Origin of the sequence: Nostoc sp. 'Peltigera membranacea cyanobiont' 232, assembly GCF_002245985.1 — a bacterium.
Classification (GTDB): domain Bacteria; phylum Cyanobacteriota; class Cyanobacteriia; order Cyanobacteriales; family Nostocaceae; genus Nostoc.
The window spans coordinates 1-20,353 of the sequence record NZ_NOLK01000006.1 but is presented as its reverse complement, the minus strand read 5'-3'; the positions used below and the strand labels follow the sequence as shown (position 1 = coordinate 20,353).

Here is a 20,353-nt window from a genome sequence, read left to right as displayed (position 1 = left end):
GAAAGATTGAACTGGACTGGCAAACGATACAGAGAATACTTAACTCAGACATACGGAGAAAAAGCTTTTATTCCTGATACAGAATTCCGCAATATTTTTCAGCACCTAAAATCTCTGCCTTCACCTTCAGACACTAAATAGTAACAATTAGGAACGAAAGACCCATGTATAAAAACATAAAAAAAGTGAGCAAGTGTCATAACACTGCTCAACAAAAAAAACAAAATAATTTATTCAATTATAGCACAATTGGAGGGAGAAATGATTAACACAACTCTCTCACAGCAAGCATCTCCGGCGTTAAGTGCTGAATATCAGCAGGTTAATCCAAGAAATAGATTCCAATCATTTAACGAGTTTAAAGAATTCATTGAAACCTTATTTATAGATGGCAGTGGCATTGATTCAGAGCTATTTAAACACTGCATCGAATTTCATGAAGACCAAGAATTTGACTACGGAGGTGAAGTTACTACCCCCATTCATGAAGCATTAAATTGGACGTTTACCCGATTTACCCAACAAGTCAAAGAGCCAATGTACGCCGCTTTTTTCATGAACGAAGACGGCACAGTTTGGCAAGCTATTGTCTCCCTCTGGGACGAAGATCGTCAGCGACCCTACAGTTATTTAGCACCCAACGGCAATGGCGATCGTGTCTATCTTCCTCCCGTTCCCCCATCTACCAGAAAACGCATTGCTTCCCGGTATGCGGCAGAAATACCCACAGATGGCAGTTTCTGGGAATGGCTTGAAACTTCTCCCATCCCCCGAATCATCGGCGAAGGCGGTAAAAAGGGATTAGCTATGTTCTCTCAGGGTTACGTCCCGCTAACTCTCTATGGCTGTACCTGCGGTGGCAGAGAGAAATTAATTCCCGACTTGAAACGATTTAACCAGGAAGATGCTATTTGGCTATTTGCCCTAGACCGTGACAGCAAAGAAAAAACTAGACACAAGGTTAACGCTGCCAAACGAGATTTAGGGAATGTCCTAGACAGGGATGGATTTAAGACCTACAGAGAAGATATTGTCTGGTCATCGGAAGATGGCAAAGGAGTAGATGATCTAATGGTAAATAAAGGATTTGGGGCTTTTGACTCAGCTTACAATCGTGCGATCGCAAGATTGGAGAAACAATTTCACCCCAACAGTACATCGGACTCCAAGGAACAGAAACACAAAAACCCGCCCCCTGACCAGATGGCGAAAAAAATAGCCGAAGATTACCGCCAACTGCTGGCATTTGATAATGAAACAAAACAGTGGCGTAGATACGCGGCTGATTTCGATGGCGTTTGGTCTAATGAATCGCCGGAATACGTGGAATCAATTGTTTATAAGATTCTCGGCAACGAAGGCGCTTACAATTTTGGGCCTGATTATGTGACTGGTGTAGTCAAAATACTCCGCCACGAACTCATTGAACGCCAGTGGAACCAAGTCTCATCACGCGATTTTCTCCCCTTTTTGAACGGTGTAGCAGAAGTTAATACAGGTAAATTATTACTACATTCACCTCAGTATCGGCTGACTTGGTGTCTGCCAAGAGATTATTCGGACGAAGGTGGAAGCTGGGAAAATATCAACACATTCCTAGAACACCTTGCGGCTGGTAATGCTGATATCAAAGAATTGCTAATTTGTTACTGCAACGCCGTCATCAAAGGACGGTACGACTTACAGAAATTTCTTCACCTGATTGGATTGGGCGGAACAGGTAAAGGGACATTCACCCGGCTGCTCACTGAATTGATTGGTAAGCAAAACGTCTTAGTAACCAATCTTCCCATCTGGTGTACAAACCAATTCGAGGGAGCGAACGCTTTTGGTAAGCGGCTGGTGATATTCCCCGACGAAGATCCTTACAGGGGAACCATAGGCAGATTCCTCAGCTTGACTGGTGAAGACCAAGTTAGGGCTGAGGAGAAGAGGCAGAAATCTTTCAACTTTGATTACCAAGGTATGACCTTGGTGGTTTCAAATTTCCCCGTTTTTAGTGGTGGCAGCAGCCGCCGCGCCAAACGTCGAACCATAACCGTCCCGTGTAACAACACTGTTCCCGAAGCCAAGCGCCAACAGCTATCTACGGTATTTGAGCCAGAATTAGCGGCATTCACCAACTACTTGCTCTCAATTAGTGACGATCGCGTTACCGCAGTCCTCAGAGGCAAGAAAGAAATTCCAGAATGTACCTTGGAATTCTGGAACAACCAAATGAAGGGCGATTCTGTAGCAGCCTGGATCAACGACAAAGTTATCTATGATGTCAACGCTCTGACTGCGATCGGGAATGACAGAAATGAGGGTGCAAACGGTGAACAGGTTCAAACCTTGTTCGGCTCTTATATCCGCCATTGCCAAGCTTCTGGCGATTCTCCCAAGAGTAGCAAGGTTTTCACCCCAGATTTAATAGAACTTTGCCACACAATCCTGAAATGGCCGGTACTGAAACACCATACCAAAACTGGCAGATATATTAAGGGAATACGGTTAAGGAGTATCTTAGATAACGAAATACCAGCATACGACTACTTACTAATGGAACGGGTGACGGGTGGCGGGTCAGGTGGCGGGTCAGGTGACGGGTCAGGTGGCGGGTCAGGTGACGGGTCAGGTGACGGGTCAGGTGCCGGGTCAGGTGACGGGTAGCGTTGAATTAACCCCAACTTTTATAGAGGAAAATTCTGAAATTGAAGTTCACTTTCCGATCGTGGGAGATAACCCCTTAGCTGTCATCGATGATCGTGTCGATAGCACTGCCACTCGACCGGAAAAGTGCCGCTATTATCAAATAGTCAAAGTTAATCCCACCGTCTTTAAAATCGAAACACGCTTTGGGAAGGTTAGCGTCAACGCTGAACCGTATCACCGTCTTGGAACTGGTGACAGCAAAATCTGGTTTGAATTTCAAACCCCAGACCGGCAGATATTAACCAAGAGTATCAAGGCAGATCCAGATCAAAGGCTGCTGCCCAGAGTGGCCAAAGAATGCGGTGTCATTAAAAAGTGGGAAGAGAGAGTAATACAGCACTTCAGTTCCAAGATTGAAAATTCAGCTTGTAAGTTCAAAGTCAGAATTTTAGGCGATAACGATTACGAGTGGATTAATGATTGCATTCTCAAGAGTGTGCCCAATCCCCCATCTACTACCCATTTCATCTTCACAACTCCGAAGAACACGATCGTAACTTCTCATCTTGGAGAGTTTGAGGAGATGTAGGAGCGAGTGTTCGTACCCCTGCTCAAAAGCCAGCTACGCCCAGGCATCGCACTCAATACCCGATGCTCAATGCCCAATGAAAAGCGATCGCCTTGTGAGCTTTGTGAGCGATCGCGGTAAAACTTTGAATATATCAACTTCAGGGTATTCGCCCTGAAGGGATAAGTCAAAGGCGATTTTTTTCCTATTTGCAATAAAAATTAACTACGAATAAGTACTGTTTTTAAAAACTAACCCTTAATCCTAAGTTCCGGTTTTACCTTCCATGAAGGTTAAACAGGTATATTTTTGTTGCATACATAAGTAGCATTGCTGTAATTCTCTCTGGTTAAGGCTTATGGAACACTGAGATGTGCTGCTTTTACATAAAAGTGGAACATTTACGGAAATATTGAAGGGGAGTAAAACTAGATTATCCCCCTTAAATGTGTAGCCAAATAAATGGCAGGCGAAATCGTATTAGCTGGTAGAGAGAAAATAGTCTTAGCGGTAAATAGAACTAATTACAAATCCGTTGTTTCACAAGCAATTGCAAATAGAACTTTAATTGAAAATAGAGATATCGGGGATTTTGTAGGTTCCCCAGTAGAAGATTACGTCAGGGCCAAAGCAGAAACAATTAAGTTGAGCGTATTCTTTTTCAATTTTCAGCAACCACCTTTTCAAGAGAGACAAGGATTTAGATTTGTAAGGGCAACATACAACATCCCCGATGCCAATAGAGCCAAACTAGATTGGCTGACGATTAAAAATGCTTGCGGAGGTGCAGAAGGCTACACATGGGGTAGATTTCGTGCCACTGCAAATTTAAGCAATGGCAGACAGATGCAAGTCTATGGCGGTAGCGATGAAATAGCTGCAAATATGTTGCGTTCCCTAGCAGCATTTTCAACTGCAAAAATTCTGACATTGACCGTAGCTGAAGAAAAAAAGGAAGGCAGACGGGCAGAAAACCAAAGAATGTATAAGGAAACTACGCGGGTATATCCGGCGTTTTTTAGCGTTCTAAATTTTGAAAAGGTAGTAGTTGAGGAGAGTCGAGAATATTCAGGATTTAATGCAACTCTGTCGGGAGATTTCAAGCGTAGCCGAACTAAAAAAATTCCCCTTTGGGTTAGTAAAGAACCTTCCAATGCCAGAGCGATTATTATTGAAGCTCTCCGAGTTAGGGGAATCCCACAACAATAGATAAATATGCCACTAACTAAAGCAATTAAAGCGGGAATAACGATTCCTGAACTGATAAAAACGGCGGCGGACGATGATGACTATCTAATTTTATTTACTCCCACAGGAGACCCCTATAAGATTACTAAAACTAATTTCTTGTCCGGGTTAAGCGGTGTTGGAAACGGGGGCGGTGGCAGTGGTGACACCTACTTTAATGACGTGGTGCTACTCCTACCATTTGACGGAAATATTAACGACATAAAAGGACATAGTGTTACAGCAACAGGCACGCCGACTATAGACACGACTCAATACAAAAATGGAACTGGAAGCTTAAATCTTGATGGGGATAGTTACTTATCGATCGCCAATACTACAGATTTTGAATTGGGGAATGGCGACTTTACGATAGAATGCTGGGTGTATCCAACATTTTCGGCACAAGTAAGAAATATTGCTGTGCATAGAAATAACTATGCTTCGGATCAATCTTGGAGTTTAAATACTTACCATCCTCAAGACATAGGTAAAATTAGTTTTTTTGCTAACAATGCCAATGAAATAAGCTTAAACAGTTCTTTTAAGCCTGCGATGAACACATGGTCACATATTGCCATTTGTCGGAGTACCAACGTATTTACCTTTTATGGAAATGGGGTAAGTGCTGGCGTTACTACTTCCGGATCATCAATACGAACTACCTCATCAAATATGTATATAGGGCAGGCACCGGACTCGCCATCGGAAAAGTGGATCGGGAAAATAGACGATTTTAGAATTACTAAGCGTTGCCTCTACACCGAGAACTTTACTCCACCAGGAAAATTACCAACTAATTAGAAAGATGACACTAGAGAATTTAACTATTAAACAAAAAATAGCCGTGACACTAGACCAAATTTCTGGTAATAGTGTCGTTCCCATTTTTAACTACGTTCCTTACACCAAATTAGGCTATAGACTAATTAACGAGTATCTGGAGATAGAAAATCTCTTGGCAGTAAGCTGGATTTATAGTCTAACGGCTGTGCCTTTCCCCGTATTTGAACTTGAAGATAGTGAAAGCAAACAATTGCTAGCAGCTATCAATTTAGAATGGAATTCCCCAAGAATTCAAATGGACGTAACTCTAAACATCAATAATGCTGATTGGCAACGGATTGCAGCATATTCACTACTCAATCCATCACCTTATCCCTATCGAGAATATACACTTGGTAATCATCCACTTGGTGATAATGCAATGTTGGGATTGCAAATAAGAGACGTGGGTTATGGTTTGCTTTCCGGGCAAGATAAAGTAACAGCATTTGCTGATTTAACACGTCACATAACTATTGAAAAGTTAGTGGATACTTCCTCGAAAATTGCAAATAATGTTACGACTATTGCATCAACGATAGTAACCAGCAATGCTAATAGAAAAGGATTGACATTCTTTAATAGTAGCGATAAAGATGTTTATCTTGATACTGTTCCAACTGTTAGCACCACAAGCTACATGGTAAAGCTTGAAGCTACTACTGATAACCAGCCTGGGGATTATTACGAAGCGCCAAGCCCTATCTACACAGGTAATTATTATGCAGTGGTAGCAAGTGGCAGCACTGCAATAGATGTTAGGGAGTTTGTATAGTGGTGAGTTTCTTCCCCGACGTTTTCAGGGGATTACCTGACCCACCAAAAGTACGAATAACGAATAAAGCACCAAACAGCCCAAAGCCAATAACAAGTGTATTTCAACCACAGAATTTAGTAAGATACAACACTTTTACAGACTTCTACTTCAATGGCAATGTAAAGTTTGATAGCTGTAATTTTTCATTCGACTATGAACCGCAAGATAGCGTACTCGTAAATTACCCAAGGATACAATATTCGCTTCGTAATCCACTTTGCAGCCCAGAAATTAAACCCCAATCACCGCCTAACGCAGCACCTAATAGTTTCAACGTTTCCCCTAATGGTTGCAATCAATCGATAGTTTTTTCGTTTATAGAAAGCAACGGTAAGCTAATAGGAGGGGCTGACAAATTTGAGTATTTTGTAGATGGTGGACAGACACCTTTTCCGAATGGTACAACGCAGGACGGGGGTGGACTTGATAACATCTATACTCCCTCTAATACTAAATTTCACTATGTTCCATCTTCAGGGTTTTCATCGACAATAACAGTGCGATATTTGGGATTAAATGGTGTATCCTATCTCCTTTATGCTACTGCAATACTTTATTCTGATGCCACGCTAAAAGCATCTAACGGTGTTATTATCCCGCACTTTCCCTTGTATCAATTCAATGGAAATTACGTTAACGCACCTTGGCAAATTGTAAATATAAGTACTGGTTCTTGTATACCGTCACCAATTATCTATTCACCACCACCACCACCAAAAAAGAAGGATCGTAAATGTATGTGTTGTCCGGGACAACAAAATAATGATGCATTACTGAAGTTAGTACTTAAAAGAATTGGCTCCTTACCAGCCGATGTTCCAACAAGTTACTTGACAAAAAATGGAGTGCAGCCAGCACAACTCAAAAAGGTTGAAAGCCTCACAGAATTTATTGGCTGGTTCGCAGAAAGGCTTGACGAAACTGTAGGCGAATTTGAAATCACTATTGATGTAGACGACGCAGATTTAAGCAAAGAAGGTAAGCAGAAAGAAACTATCAGATTACCAAATCTGGCGGAATCAATTGCTGAAATGTTCTCAATGATGATTCAATCTAATATTAACAATGAGTTAATTTTGAATATTGTCAATCGGACATTAATAGAATCGGGACAAATTAAGCAAAGTGAATTTAAAACCTACAGTGCTTTAAATGCACTCATAGACTATGTAGGATTCCACACCACTTCTCAGTTTCAAAAAATGCCATTGAGCTTTACTGTTGGAGAAAAATCATTTGATAAATTCTTGAAAGAATCAGAACAAGATGTCTCGGTATTGACTTATGAACAGAAAGAAACCCTAACAGCATCAATGCAATCTCTCTTGCAAGCTGCTGCAATAATTAGAGCTGTAAATTACAGGCGCACTAGTGGGAATAAACAAAAAATTGCCAGCACAATAAAAAATGATTTATTGGGATTACTAGGAGAAACTGGTAACATAACCGACCAAGTAAAAACGTTTATTACAAACATAGAAAAGGTCTACGATGCCATCGATAATAAACCTAACTAGCAGGGGAATTCGCTCCGCAGCAGTTCCCAATGGTAGAAGAGTGATTTCAAGTGCGGCTTCTGGTGAAGGAGGATTCTTTGGATTTCTCACAACGGTTGCACAATCGCTACTAAAAGATTTATTTTCCAAAATATCTCAAGCTATAACTTGGACATTCACTTCTATTTGGACTGCAATAGTTGTGGCGACTAGCTTTATAGTAAATTTTAATTTCAATATTACTGATACAGAAATTCAGGCACAAATTGACAACAGCTTTCTAACTATTGCAGGACTATTAGGGCAGGCAGCAGGAAAGACGCTTGGATATCTTGCCTGTGGTGCTTTACCTACTTTAGGAATTCTTGTAATTAGCCCAGAAGTTTTTGAAGCAATCGCACCAAAAATAACAGAGGAACTTTTGGAGCAACTAGCAACCGAATATTCAACAATTATTTATCAAAGCTCTAGACTGCTTTTAAATGCAGGTTTCTTGTGGCTGTATGGCAGCATTAGAAGAGCTTTCAGAGGCAGTGATGACGACTTAAAAAATCGCTTAAAAGCGGCAGGTGCTAATGAAGATAAAATCAAAAAAGAATTAGAAGCACGAAGCAAACCATTTATTCTATCCCAAAAAATCCAGGAGAATATCGACTCAATCCAAGGTAAAAAAACTAAAGCATTTGTTGACCAAGCTTATCAAGAATTTGGGATGGCTTGTACAGAAGCTGGATACGTTGTGGCAGGTGCTTTAGATTCCTATATTTACCAGAAGAAACTTGTTACTGTTGTTATGGGGAATTCTAGTGGGCGAATTTTCTGATCCAGCAAAGTGGAATCTAATTATGGATTCTACTAAAAACGCAACAATATCAGGCGGGCTAATCATTCAACCAATAGCGGCTTTTGAACCTTCCCACCTTTTTTCATCATCAGTTGTAGCAGTTCAAGTATTTAGCGCTACGGCTAAACCAAATTGGTATAAAGCAGGATACTTGCATCAAGCTGTTCCCGTACCATTTTCTTTAGGGTTGGCACTTGGAGAATCACGCTTTGTCTCTCTTTACACACCAGCAATCATTAAATTTTTACGCTTTCCGAGTGATTATCAAGTTTCGTTTGAAGTGCCGAAATACTTTCAAGATTGCACTTTTAAAATATGGGAATTCGCAGATAATCAATAACAATGACTACTACACGGTCAACCATTGCTGTTACTTCTTCTAGTCCGGGAATAACGGTAACTCTAGAAAGTACAGGCATTTTTTTAGGAATAGTAGTTAGTGTTTTTATCGTTGCTGGTGGCGCTGTCCAGATTATCAGCAAGATGAATAAGATATCCTATTCAATTACCCAAATTGAAGAAGCGATGAAAGAACACGCTCGGAATGCTGAAAAGATTCGTCAGCTAGAAAGGACTTTAGATTTACATATTCAAGATTATGTGAATCGAAAAGACGTAATTCAAATGTTGCTTGGGCAACTCGATCAGAAAATCACGCACAAGTTTAAAAGGCTTCTCTTTTATACAAGGGATGTTCAGCGGTTTTTACAAAAGGATAGTTCTTTTGTAATTCGAGAATACGAAGAAGATACGGAGCAAGAATAAAATGTCTAAATCAACACTCAACACGCTTTCTACGATTATTGGCTTAATTGCAGGCGGTTCATCTCTACTCGGCAGCACTGGGCTAATCAATCACTCCATTGCCTGAACTATTGGAGGCATTGCTACGGCTATTCTTGGCTATCTAGTGCAGCAGCCGGCAGCAGGTGAACAGCCACAACCACAAAAGTAATGCCGCACATCATTGAGGTATTGGAAATCATTGATTCTGGTCAAAGAACTGGCAGATGGCAATTAACTCTTAGATCCGATGGAAATAAACCGATCGATCGCACATATCCCTTACAAGAACTAGCGGCGGCTCATAGTTATAGCGAGACTGGGCGGGCAGCGGGGAAAATTGCGATCGCAGTTTCTAGTTGATTGGAGGACAATGGGGGAAACCCTTATCTACGAGAGGCTTTGCCAACGCAGAGCATCTCGTAGATAAGGCGCTAGCTTCTTCCTTGGGGAGAAGGCCAGCTAGCTGCTTCACTAAAATCCAAAATCCAAAATTCAGCGAGTGGTGCTACTTGACCTCTATAAACGAGATGATGTTATCCACGTCTCCCAGAGATTTATAATCACCAGCACCGAACTCACGGCATCGACCACCAGTTTCATTTTGGCATACACGTACTACCGTACCTGGTGGTACACTTAATGAGCTAATAGTGTCATTCCCCACAACATTTAAGTCACCTTCATTGGCTTTGTATACTCCTGGAGTTGTCGGAAAAGTCTGGGAAACTCCAGCAAAATTAGGTTCTGTGTAGACCTTAACCCCTGATGACGGATTAACTTCTATAAACGAGATGATGTTATCCACGTCTCCCAGGGATTTATAATCACCAGCACCGAACTCACGGCATAGACCACCAGTTTCATTTTGGCATACACGTACTACCGTACCTGGTGGTACACTTAATGAGCTAATAGTGTCATTCCCCACAACATTTAAGTCACCTTTATTGGCTTTGTATACTCCTGGAGTTGTGGGAAAAGACTGGGAAACTCCAGCAAAATTAGGTTCTGTGTAGACCTTAACCTCTGATGACGGTGTAGAGGGGGCATTGTAAGCGAGCTTGTAGATAGTGCCACTGTAGTCATCTGAAATTAACAAATTACCTTGCCGATCGACTACCATATCCACAGGCCGCCCCCAGACTTCTTGTGTTGCTGGAACTAGCCAACCACTGACTAAATCTATCTCCTCTTCTAGTGTCTTTGTTGTACTGTTCCACGGAAAGTAAGCTATTTTGTAGCCCGTTTTCTTCTCCCGATTCCATGAACCATGCAGCCCCACTACTGCCCCACTTGAGTACAGGCTGGGAAAGTTGGTATTTTGTAAGAATGATAGTCCCAAGGGAGCCGAATGGGCTGGGATACCCTTGTCAATCCTGTCTATTGCATTGCAATTAACATCTCCATTAGCATTGAACTGATAGTCGCGGTCAAAGGGCATGTTGTTGAAGCCATTTAATGTATCAGGATTGGGGTTACAGAATGGCCAACCGTAGTTACCGCCATCTCGGACTCTTGTGAACTCCTCTGGTGGGTGGTTGTCTACGTAGGAAGGGATAACTTTACCGTAATTACCAGTGCTATCGTTGAAGGGATAGGCGATGTTATCTCGATTATTAACAACTACCCAAAGGTCATTTGTGCCGGGTAAGAATGCTAACCCTTCGGCATTACGTAAACCTTGGGCAAAAAGTCGCTGATTAGTTCCATTAGCGTCGTACTGGTAAATTGCACCACGCTTTGGGTTACTGACAGTATCTTCCTTGCAGGCATTGCATGTGGAAGCGATGGACACATACAGTTTGTGATTGCCATCAAGGGCAATATTTTTCAGTTCGTGACCATAAGCGCCTTTGAGTTCTGATGTGCTGCTATCTGGTAAGCCAGTTATAATGATTTGACGATTTTTTGCGGTTAAGTCTCCAGAGTTGTAGATGAAGCGGTTAATTTGATTAGTCTCGGAGATATAAACGTATGTGGTGTTATCAATCTGATGAAACACAATGTCGTGTGGCCTGCGTAGACCCGTCGCAAAGTCAGAAATAATAGGGTCTTTGCTGCCATTTGACCGGACAATTAACACTTTACCCGTATTGGGCTGTGACACTAGAAGATCCCCATTGGGAGCAACTGCCATAAAGCGAGCATTCTGAATGCGAGCATAAACAGATATGGAGAAGTTGGGGGGCACTTTTAAGTAACGGTTAGCATTAAAAGGCGAAGAGGTCATTGTACTAGGCACTTTGATCTGGGTGTCAACAGACGCAGCAGGCGGACTGGCAAAGGCTGCGGTGGGAACAAATTCTAAGGACATGAGACTAACTAGTGATGCGGATAGTATGCGTCCGAGCATCTGTGTTGGGTTTAAAGCAAACATAATTATTTTCAACTTCCCTCTAGCGTGGTCGTGATGTATATTACACCTAATTCTCGGCTAGCCGATTTTTCCGAGAGCTAGAACAAACCTTACTAAGGGGTGCAAGTTTTTGAGAATACTTCGTTAGATATATTTATATACTCGTATTTTTTTTTCCTCATCAAAAAATGAGTGAACCGAGAGTTACAAATAAAGGCAGAGCGATCGCTCTTTCAAATCAAAACAATCCTCAAACTTACCGGAGCTATCATACCATACTTAGCTCCAAAACCATTGCATAGATTGGATTAACAGCATTTATTACTTGTCAAAAAGCTAGGTTGGGGTTTAAAAAAGTGTAAGTGTTAAGACTTGGTTTTTCTCAGGGAATTGATTGAACCCGATCGAATTTTTGTAGTTATTTATTGCACATATCCCTTAGTAGAATTAGCGGCGGCTTATGGTTATAGCAAGAGTGAAGTGAATGTGCAGTGGGGAAAATTGCGATACCTGCGGCGAGCTTTCCTACGGAACGGTGCGCGATCGCTAACGCAGTTTCTAGTTGATTGCAAGTCCCAACAACCGCCGGGGAATGAATTCCCCGGATCATAGCTCAAGTCTTCTTTAGAAGACTGAACAAAGGTTTTAGTCCACTGAGGTGGAGTTAAGCTATTAGCCAGGGAATAAATTCTCTGGCGGGATGTGGGGTTAAGTGCGATCGCGCCAGATATTTCTGCAATCGCCCTGAAATCTGGAAACATTACTCAAGCTAGTGGATATACTCGTAATCAAACTCTCAACAGAAGCGAGTATTATGCTGGAATCGTTAGCTATGTGGGGTGTAACTCAGGCCACCGGGTTGATTTTTAAACCCATTCTGGAAGACTTAGCCAAGGATGCTGCTAAAGATTGGGCTAAAGATTTATTAAAAGGCATCCCTGGCAAGATTTTAAAGAAACTTAAGAAGGAAGACATAGAAATTGCTGCTGGTAAAGCCTTAAAGGAATTTTTGCAACTGGTGCAGGAAGATTTAAAAGGTGGAGGACTTTCTGATGATGAAATCAAAAAGTATACACAGCCACTAAAGCAATTTATCAAAAATCAAGAAGTCAAAGAAGTTTTGGGAAATGCCTTTAAAAATGACAATCAAGCTATCGCCCATCTATGCGAGTATTGTTTATATCCAGAAGTAGAGGGCTTAAGCTGTCAAGTTGACCATATAATCAGTGTCAAACACGGCGGCGCTACAACAGCAGATAATCTCTGCTATGCCTGTATCTTCTGTAACCTGCAAAAAGGCACGGATTTGGGGTCAATTAATTGGCAAACTGGTGAACTTGTGCGGTTTTTTAACCCACGCAGAGACTTTTGGGGCGAGCATTTTCGGCTAGATGAGGCTGTGATTCAACATCAAACAGACATTGGTGAAGTCACCGCACGCATTCTAGATTTTAACAGTGACGATCGCATTATAGAACGACAAGCTTTGATTGCATCTGGTCAGTATCCCTCAGCATCGGCGCTAAAACAGATAAATAAATAAGTTATGATGGGCGTAGGCGTTCGCGTAGCGTCTCGTAGAGAAGCCCGTCGTAGACATCGCTTGAAGAAATTGTTCGGGATAATCAATTAGCCAGTTGTATTGTGTGCGTTACGCAATGCTTTCACACCCTACTAAACTAAGAATCATAACAAAATGTGCGATCGCATCCACCAATGGGAATTCTATACTTAGCAACTATTGCTACTTCGCCATTAGAACTCCCAAGGTAAATATACAATGGCTTATCAAAATATTGCAGCCGCCCTTTCCCCACAAGATATTCAAGAAATCAAAGCCGCGCTACAAAAAATCCAACAAAAGATGCCCTTTTTAGTCACTCTTAGCACTGAAGAACGACGCAAGTTGGTAAAAATGGGCGATAAAAGCCTAGCTTTTGTAAACAATAGCGTCACTGCTGCTCAGTCTAACCGCGAAATTCTTCCAGCCACTTTTGACGTTGAAGAACTTGTCCGAGATTATCAATTAGCCACTGCGCTCACCGAAGTTTTGATTTCAATGCAGCAACTCGCCGAACAGGTAGATGATACTCTAATGGCAGTCGGTAGTGAAGCTATGACTAGCAGTTTGACTGTTTATGATTACGTGAAGACTGCATCGAAAAAGACTCCAGGCTTAAAAATCGTCGCTGAACAGTTGGGCGAACGTTTTAAAGCTATCAAAGGTAGACCGACTAAAGCTGTATCTGGTTCTTGAGTCTTTGAACTCCATTAATGAGTCTTTGAACTCCATTAATGAGCCTTTGAACTCCATTAATGAGTCTTTGAACTCCATTAATGAGTCTTTGAACTCCATTAATGAGTCTTTGAACTCCATTAATGAGCCTTTGAACTCCATTAATGAGTCTTTGAACTCCATTAATGAGTCTTTGAACTCCATTAATTGACTCAGAAGCAATTATAGAGTTTCTCTCTTAAGTACATACAATACAGACCTAACCCCCAGCCCTTGTAGCGTTGGGGTAGGCTGTTGACTCTATGCCTTTTTAGGAGTTAAAAAGTCATGTAGAATATATGTCATTGCGAGCGAAGCGAAGCAATCGCCTGGGATTGCTTCGCTTCGCTCGCAATGACACAAAAATAACATGAACCAAAAAACCCTAAATTAAATCAAAGTCAACAGCCTAGCGTTGGGGAGTAAAATTCAAAGCCTCTCTCCTTTTAGGAGAGAGGTTTGGAGTGAGGTCAAAGTGTATTGCATCAAAATGAGAACCGCTATATTTGGTTTTGTTGATTTCTAGCCAGTTGTAGAGCGGGAACTGAACCCTGTTGAGCGCTGTATCAATTATGTAGAGCTATTCTACAGCACTCATTTGACAACTGGCATAGCTGGGACACCAGAAGCGGAAAGTTTTACCTTATCCAATCGTACAACTTCTTCACTGTCCCGTTGTGTTGATATCTCCATTAAAACTGCAACTCGAAGTCATGAAATGCCAAATTGCCAAAATTGCTGAGGGCGGTATCTCATCCCCATATTCTTTTCCTGGAACAGCAATGTTCGCCCAAGATTTACCACCACACGGCACTCATTACTTCAATAGCCTCTTATCCCATCGTTGACTAATGCTGTGATACCTGAAATTACAGAGGTGTCACAGAAGGCTCTTGCACCCTATCATTAACAGTTTTTGCTTCTACAAAAGCTTCTCGGCCTGTAATCAATCTAGAGCGACGATTACGAGTGATATAATTCCACGCCCACTGAAATACTACTAGTAATTTAGTGTCAAACTCGATTAAGAAGTAGATGTGGACTAGTAGCCAAAATGCCCAAGCAATGAAACCTGTGAGTTTGATTAAGCTTAAATCTACAACAGCTAAATTTTGCCCAATCATCGCCAAACTACCCACATCGTTGTAATGAAATTGTGGCAAAGTCTTACCTTTAAGCCGTCGTTGAATTAGTTTACCTACATACTCTCCTTGTTGTTTAGCTACGGGTGCAACACCAGGTAAAGGTTTAGCATCTTGATGGGAGAAGTTGGCTAAATCTCCAATTACGAAAATGTTGTCATAACCCTCGATAGACAAGTCAGGTTCTACAATTACCCGCCCAGAGTAATCGCGCTCTACACCTGTAGTTTCTGCTAAGACTTTCCCCATTGGGGAACCTTGAACACCTGCTGCCCACAATATAGTTTTTGAGGCAATTTCTGTAAATTCATTGCCTTGCTTGAAAGTAACAATATCACCTTCAATATTTGTCACCCTGGTGTGAGTGTGGAGTTCTACACCCAACGTTTGCAAAGATACTGCTGCTGATGCCGATAACTCTGGCACCATGTGTGGGAGGATGCGAGGGCCCCCTTGTAATAGCAAAATTTTCGTTTCTGAGGTGTCGATGCTGCGGAAATCTTCTTTGAGAGTTTTGTATGCCAATTCTGCGATCGCACCTGCTAATTCTACACCAGTCGGGCCACCCCCTACAATCACAAAATTCAAGAAAGCACGCCGTTTTTCAGGATCGGTTTCTTTTTCTGCTGCTTCAAATGCGCCAAATATCCGGCGACGCATTTCTATCGCATCTTCCACAGTTTTCAAACCAGGAGCAACTTTTTCCCAGTGATCTTTACCAAAATAGGAATGGTTAGCACCTGTGGCGACAATTAATGTATCATAAGGTACTATTTCATCGCCCAAAATAACTTGTTGTGCTTTTGGATCAATCTCATTTACTTCTCCCAACAACACCTTTGTATTCTTGCTTTTGCTAAATACAGATCGCAATGGTGCGGAAATATCAGAAGGTGATAGCGTACCTGTGGCAACTTGATATAAAAGTGGCTGAAATAGGTGAAAGTTACGTTTATCAATGAGAGTAACATTTACATTCGCTGCATTCAGACCCTTTGCTGCATACAGTCCACCAAAACCACCACCAACAATAACAACCTGATGTGGTGCATTATTTTCAAGTGAAACTGACATAAAAAATATTTCCTTGGGTTAAGAATTTGTAACTATTCTTAACGAATATGTAACAGCATTATGATATAGCTTGCTGTTTATTTAGAACAATTGAAAAAATAATGAAAGTATTCAAAGTTAGTTTCCAGCCATGTCAAAATATATATTCTGCAACTCGGCAAACATAACTGCTTGCCGAGTTGAAATACTTTCCCAACACATCTATATAATAAGATATTCACTATGAGCTATAACTATATTTTGAAACGTATATCTGCATACAGACAGCAAATCCTAAAAGAAAATAAAGAAACCCGTCTTTCGCCCAACCAAATAATAGGATACTAATAGTAGTAGCATATACAAAAATGTATTTATAGCCCGATATAAATCATATTTGAGTGCATCTGAGTACAGCTTAATATATTGCAAAATATCTTGACGAAATCTTAGCAAAGACTTACGGGTAAAGTTTCTTGTAGCGCGAACAAAAATTCTTAACCCCTGCCCTAAAAATACTAGTACCCCTATCGTTAAATACTAGCGCCCCTAACCCCAGACAAATTTTAACTTTATGTTAAGTCGGGGTTTTGGCGTTTGAGTACAACTTTAATCAATCCAATAAATCCAATCAGCATTGGGTTTGGTATCGAGTTATAAGTCACCTGATATAAGCATAAAAATAGCAGATGACTCATTTACCAGATAGACATTACCGATGCAAGAGTCTTTAGACAGTATTAGCGATCCCCCCAGTACCAAAATGCAGGATTCTGCACATAGATCCATGCTGAAAAATTTACTCTCAGGCGTTTTTTTTGAGCCATTATTGAGTGATTTTCGCATTATTTTTGAGCGCGATCCCGCAGCCCGGAATTGGCTAGAGGTGGTGTTTTGCTACCCCGGATTGCACGCACTCTGTTTGCATCGTCTTGCTCACTGGTTACATGGTCGAGGAGTCGGTTTTATCCCCCGTTTCATTTCCCACTTGGGGAGATTTTTAACGGGAATTGAAATTCACCCAGGTGCAGAGATTGGCCAGGGCGTGTTTATCGACCACGGAATGGGTGTTGTGATTGGCGAAACTGCGATCGTGGGCGACTTTACACTGATTTACCAGGGCGTTACCCTTGGCGGAACTGGTAAAGAAACAGGTAAGCGTCATCCCACAGTGGGCAAAAATGCAGTGATTGGGGCGGGTGCGAAAGTTTTGGGTAATCTGCAAATTGGCGATCGCGTCCGTATTGGCGCAGGTTCCGTTGTCTTGCGAGATATCCCCAGCGATCGCACAGTTGTGGGCGTTCCCGGTCGAATTATTTCTCGGAATCAAAACGCCAGCCTTTCTCCTTTAGAACATGGAAAGCTCCCCGATATGGAAGCAACCGTGATTCGTTCTTTGCTCTCGCGCGTTGAAGAACTCGAAAAACAACTACAAGCTTTAAGACAAGAGCCAGGAGTTAGGAGACGCGATTAATCGCGTCTGTACAAGAGTTAGTAATTATTCTCCCTCATCCCCCTCATCTACCCCCTCACTTTCCCAAAATGAGAAAATTAAACGCCTCACAACTTAATTCCGATCCTTTAGACGATCAAGTTTTGCAGATACCTTTGAGCGATCGCTGGGGAATCTATCACCGATTGCAAGAGTTAAAAATTAAGAGTTCCTGTCCCCCCGATGGTTCTTTACGAGTGCAAGTGAACAATTTGCTAGAAGCGATTCTAATTCGCAGTACAGTTATGCAACTTCTTGGTTCTCGTCAGGAATTATTAGAGTGGCTAGAGCGTTGCTGGAATTACAGCAATCGGTAGAGACGCGATTCATCGCGTCTCTTAATCGCGTCTGTTCAAGACAACATTAATCTTGAATTCATGACGAAATCACTGCACTTTCTCCTTTTTGTTCATAGATGCACAAAGCGCAAATAGCTTTAGAGTTTGAAGCTACTGCATGCTAGCAGAATTTGTTGCAGACTGAGATGGATTAGATGGAACTTAGATTTTGTTTCTTCTCCTAAATCTGAAATTCTCCTGACATATAGCAACAATTAAAAATTGGAATTTCTGATTTTTAAGTTTTTCCCCAATTAATAAATTGAAAGTTCAATCATTTATGGCGACTCGGAACAGAGATATAAAACTCCTCAATTTTTTGCAAAACGAACTTGAACTTTCAAATGCTGATATTGCTGTAGCTCTGCGACACCGCGAATTAGAAAATGGCCCACTACCGATGCTCCTTTGGCAGTATGGTTTAGTTGATTTGGAGCAGCTAGGAAAAATTTTTGATTGGCTAGCAGAACACAGTTAGCGAATTTGTCCTCTGTACTTCTGAGTCTCATTACCTGCCTAAAGTACATACCAATGCTCTAGAAAATCTGAGGTTACTAAGATGATTACATCCTTAATTGCTGGATTCTGTGTTTTACTTTGTTCAGGGTTTGCTAGTAGTTACATTAGTTCATTGCTACTCGAACCGAATTCAACTGACATCGGTAAAAACGATTAGTAAATTATACATTGTTTTAGTTCCCTGCCATACAGATGTGATGCTGCTAATAGGTCAATAATTAAGGATCATGTATCCTACATTATGAATTGTGATATTTTTAGCATTTGCCATCGCTGGGGATTGTAGAGAGAAAGGATATTAAGAATACTTCCAAGAGAGGGATATTTGCAATGAATCAAATCATAATTAATGACACTACACTACGTGATGGCGAACAGGCAGCAGGTGTTGCTTTTACCCTAGAAGAAAAGGTTGCGATCGCTAAGTTTCTTGATTCCATTGGTATTCCCGAATTAGAAGTCGGTATACCAGCAATGGGTGATGAAGAAACCCGGGCGATCGCCGCAATTTCTGACTTGGGTTTACAAGCAAAACTCCTCGGCTGGAACCGCGCTGTCATCTCAGATATTAAGGCTTCTATTGCTTGCGGACTGAACCGGGTGCATATCGCTATTCCCGTCTCTGGTATCCAAATCGCCGCTAAATTCCACGGTCAATGGCGAGTCAGTTTGCAAAAACTCAAAGACTGTATCAGTTTCGCCGTCGATCGAGGTCTTTGGGTAGCAGTCGGCGGCGAAGATTCTTCCAGGGCTGATGAAAACTTCCTCTTAGATGTAGCGCTTTATGCCCAAGAATGGGGTGCATCCCGGTTCCGCTTCTGCGACACCGTAGGAGTTCTCGACCCTTTCACCACCTACACCAAGGTTAAACGGCTGGTTTCAGCTTTGATGATTCCCCTAGAAATCCACACCCACAATGATTTTGGGATGGCAACAGCCAACGCCCTTGCGGGTATCAAAGCCGGAGCCTTATCAGTGAATACCACAGTCAACGGATTGGGTGAAAGGGCAGGAAATGCAGCTTTAGAAGAAGTTGTCATGGCGATCAAACGCATCTATGGCGTTGATTTAGGCATCGACACTCCCGGTTTGCTGGAACTGTCTCAACTAGTTGCAGCTGCATCAGGAGCAGATGTACCACCCTGGAAAGCGATCGTTGGCGAAAATACTTTTGCTCACGAATCTGGCATCCATGCTCACGGGGTATTGCAAAATCCCATTACCTACGAACCATTTGCTCCTGAAGAGGTGGGTTGGGAGCGGCGTTTAGTATTAGGTAAACATTCTGGACGGCATTTGGTTTCAAACTTGCTAGAACAGCATGGAATTTTCTTGAACTCCCAAGAAACCCAATCTGTTTTAGACGCAGTGCGCCATAAATCGGTACAGAAAAAACGCAGCTTGACGACAGAAGAACTATTGAATCTGGTCAGAGAACAGAGGTACTCTCATGCAACGCGATGAATTAGAACTCAACTTGCCACCTGCTTTTGAAATTGGTGAAAAAGTCAGAGTTCGGAAACTGCTCAAAAACGATGGAACCTTTCCTGGTAAAGAAGTTGGGCAAGTTTTAGTGAACAAAGGAGATATCGGCTACATAGCCAGTATAGGAACATATTTGCAGACTTCCTATATATATGCTGTGCATTTCTTGGAAACAGGATTCGTCGTCGGCTGTATGAAAAAAGAACTAGAATCTGTTGAGGAATCTCATGAAAGTAATGCTACGCATGAATGATGCCGGTACTTTAGTAGTCTACGTTGCTAAAAAAGACCTTGAAGAAGAAGTCGTCAAACAAACCGATGGAAATGATGGCAAAATTCTCACCCTAGCAAATGGTTGGGAATTAGAATTTCGTGATTTGCCAGATGCAGCAAATTTACCTCAAACAGTAGAAGCTAAACGCCTCGCGTAGGGGTGCTGGGGATTGGGGATTGGGAATTGGGAATTGGGAATTGGGAATTGGGAATTGGGAATTGG

General features: G+C 41.8%; 21 protein-coding genes and 2 pseudogenes. 21 read left to right on the top strand and 2 right to left on the bottom strand.

Annotated features, from left to right (window positions below; translation table 11 throughout):
* The first annotated feature begins 261 nt into the window (after nt 1–261).
* From CDG79_RS03370 to CDG79_RS03325, 10 genes and pseudogenes are all read left to right on the top strand, one after another.
* Nucleotides 262–2,652 carry a DUF3854 domain-containing protein gene (locus CDG79_RS03370; RefSeq protein WP_094340688.1) on the top strand — a complete coding sequence of 797 codons (2,391 nt, stop codon included), beginning with the start codon at nt 262–264 and terminating at the stop codon, nt 2,650–2,652.
* Nucleotides 2,558–3,223 carry a hypothetical protein gene (locus CDG79_RS03365; protein WP_143855404.1) on the top strand — a complete coding sequence of 222 codons (666 nt, stop codon included), beginning with the start codon at nt 2,558–2,560 and terminating at the stop codon, nt 3,221–3,223. Before CDG79_RS03370 ends, CDG79_RS03365 begins: the two co-directional genes overlap by 95 nt.
* Before the next feature lie 441 nt (nt 3,224–3,664).
* Nucleotides 3,665–4,411, top strand: coding sequence for a hypothetical protein (locus tag CDG79_RS03360; protein WP_094340684.1), 747 nt, complete (start codon nt 3,665–3,667; stop codon nt 4,409–4,411).
* Between the two features lie 6 nt (nt 4,412–4,417).
* On the top strand, nt 4,418–5,233 hold the full coding sequence (locus CDG79_RS03355; RefSeq protein ID WP_094340681.1) for a LamG domain-containing protein: 816 nt from the start codon (nt 4,418–4,420) through the stop codon (nt 5,231–5,233).
* A 4-nt stretch (nt 5,234–5,237) separates the two neighbouring features.
* The gene (locus CDG79_RS03350; RefSeq protein ID WP_094340678.1) at nt 5,238–6,029 is read left to right on the top strand and encodes a hypothetical protein; all 792 of its coding nucleotides are present in this window, start codon (nt 5,238–5,240) and stop codon (nt 6,027–6,029) included.
* Nucleotides 6,029–7,588, top strand: coding sequence for a hypothetical protein (locus CDG79_RS03345; protein WP_143855403.1), 1,560 nt, complete (start codon nt 6,029–6,031; stop codon nt 7,586–7,588). The genes CDG79_RS03350 and CDG79_RS03345 overlap by 1 nt, the downstream gene beginning before the upstream one ends.
* Nucleotides 7,563–8,390 carry a hypothetical protein gene (locus tag CDG79_RS03340; protein WP_094340674.1) on the top strand — a complete coding sequence of 276 codons (828 nt, stop codon included), beginning with the start codon at nt 7,563–7,565 and terminating at the stop codon, nt 8,388–8,390. The genes CDG79_RS03345 and CDG79_RS03340 overlap by 26 nt, the downstream gene beginning before the upstream one ends.
* A 22-nt stretch (nt 8,391–8,412) precedes the next feature.
* Nucleotides 8,413–8,751 carry a hypothetical protein gene (locus CDG79_RS03335; protein WP_094340867.1) on the top strand — a complete coding sequence of 113 codons (339 nt, stop codon included), beginning with the start codon at nt 8,413–8,415 and terminating at the stop codon, nt 8,749–8,751.
* A 2-nt stretch (nt 8,752–8,753) separates the two neighbouring features.
* A complete protein-coding gene (locus tag CDG79_RS03330; RefSeq protein ID WP_094340672.1) occupies nt 8,754–9,176 on the top strand; it encodes a hypothetical protein in 423 nt (140 codons plus the stop codon).
* Nucleotides 9,177–9,458: 282 nt separating this feature from the next.
* Nucleotides 9,459–9,557, top strand: a pseudogene (locus CDG79_RS03325) (zinc-binding dehydrogenase); the annotation flags it as partial.
* Nucleotides 9,558–9,702: 145 nt separating this feature from the next.
* Here CDG79_RS03325 and CDG79_RS03320 read toward each other — a convergent pair.
* The gene (locus tag CDG79_RS03320) at nt 9,703–11,574 is read right to left on the bottom strand and encodes a PQQ-dependent sugar dehydrogenase (RefSeq protein ID WP_223277996.1); all 1,872 of its coding nucleotides are present in this window, start codon (nt 11,572–11,574) and stop codon (nt 9,703–9,705) included.
* Nucleotides 11,575–11,925: 351 nt separating this feature from the next.
* Between CDG79_RS03320 and CDG79_RS42065 the strand changes: the two genes are divergently transcribed.
* The 5 genes and pseudogenes from CDG79_RS42065 to CDG79_RS44705 all read left to right on the top strand — a co-directional run bounded on the left by CDG79_RS42065 (nt 11,926) and on the right by CDG79_RS44705 (nt 14,676).
* Nucleotides 11,926–12,165 (top strand): hypothetical protein, encoded by a 240-nt coding sequence (locus tag CDG79_RS42065; RefSeq protein WP_094340669.1) that lies wholly within the window; start codon nt 11,926–11,928, stop codon nt 12,163–12,165.
* 202 nt (nt 12,166–12,367) lie between these two features.
* Nucleotides 12,368–12,697 (top strand): annotated as a pseudogene (locus tag CDG79_RS45370) (NTPase); the annotation flags it as partial.
* Nucleotides 12,674–13,096 carry an HNH endonuclease gene (locus CDG79_RS03310; RefSeq protein ID WP_094340864.1) on the top strand — a complete coding sequence of 141 codons (423 nt, stop codon included), beginning with the start codon at nt 12,674–12,676 and terminating at the stop codon, nt 13,094–13,096. The pseudogene CDG79_RS45370 and the gene CDG79_RS03310, both read left to right, overlap by 24 nt.
* A gap of 237 nt (nt 13,097–13,333) precedes the next feature.
* Nucleotides 13,334–13,810 carry a hypothetical protein gene (locus CDG79_RS03305; protein ID WP_094340667.1) on the top strand — a complete coding sequence of 159 codons (477 nt, stop codon included), beginning with the start codon at nt 13,334–13,336 and terminating at the stop codon, nt 13,808–13,810.
* 731 nt (nt 13,811–14,541) lie between these two features.
* A complete protein-coding gene (locus CDG79_RS44705) occupies nt 14,542–14,676 on the top strand; it encodes a hypothetical protein (protein WP_262985771.1) in 135 nt (44 codons plus the stop codon).
* A 21-nt stretch (nt 14,677–14,697) separates the two neighbouring features.
* Here the strand turns inward: CDG79_RS44705 and CDG79_RS03295 are convergent, their stop codons facing one another.
* Entirely contained in the window at nt 14,698–16,044 is a 1,347-nt protein-coding gene (locus CDG79_RS03295) for an NAD(P)/FAD-dependent oxidoreductase (RefSeq protein ID WP_094340666.1), read from the bottom strand.
* Between the two features lie 697 nt (nt 16,045–16,741).
* Between CDG79_RS03295 and cysE the strand changes: the two genes are divergently transcribed.
* The 6 genes from cysE to nifT all read left to right on the top strand — a co-directional run bounded on the left by cysE (nt 16,742) and on the right by nifT (nt 20,288).
* Nucleotides 16,742–17,497: a serine O-acetyltransferase gene (gene cysE / locus CDG79_RS03290; RefSeq protein ID WP_094340665.1), complete on the top strand. Its 756-nt coding sequence runs from the start codon at nt 16,742–16,744 to the stop codon at nt 17,495–17,497.
* A gap of 68 nt (nt 17,498–17,565) precedes the next feature.
* A complete protein-coding gene (locus CDG79_RS03285; protein ID WP_094340664.1) occupies nt 17,566–17,832 on the top strand; it encodes an Asr1405/Asl0597 family protein in 267 nt (88 codons plus the stop codon).
* 301 nt (nt 17,833–18,133) lie between these two features.
* The gene (locus CDG79_RS03280; RefSeq protein ID WP_094340663.1) at nt 18,134–18,331 is read left to right on the top strand and encodes a DUF2949 domain-containing protein; all 198 of its coding nucleotides are present in this window, start codon (nt 18,134–18,136) and stop codon (nt 18,329–18,331) included.
* Between the two features lie 371 nt (nt 18,332–18,702).
* Nucleotides 18,703–19,836 carry a homocitrate synthase gene (gene nifV, locus CDG79_RS03275; RefSeq protein WP_094340662.1) on the top strand — a complete coding sequence of 378 codons (1,134 nt, stop codon included), beginning with the start codon at nt 18,703–18,705 and terminating at the stop codon, nt 19,834–19,836.
* Nucleotides 19,823–20,110 (top strand): nitrogen fixation protein NifZ, encoded by a 288-nt coding sequence (locus CDG79_RS03270; protein WP_094327372.1) that lies wholly within the window; start codon nt 19,823–19,825, stop codon nt 20,108–20,110. The genes nifV and CDG79_RS03270 overlap by 14 nt, the downstream gene beginning before the upstream one ends.
* A complete protein-coding gene (nifT, locus tag CDG79_RS03265) occupies nt 20,085–20,288 on the top strand; it encodes a putative nitrogen fixation protein NifT (RefSeq protein ID WP_094327371.1) in 204 nt (67 codons plus the stop codon). The genes CDG79_RS03270 and nifT overlap by 26 nt, the downstream gene beginning before the upstream one ends.
* Nucleotides 20,289–20,353 lie beyond the last annotated feature (65 nt).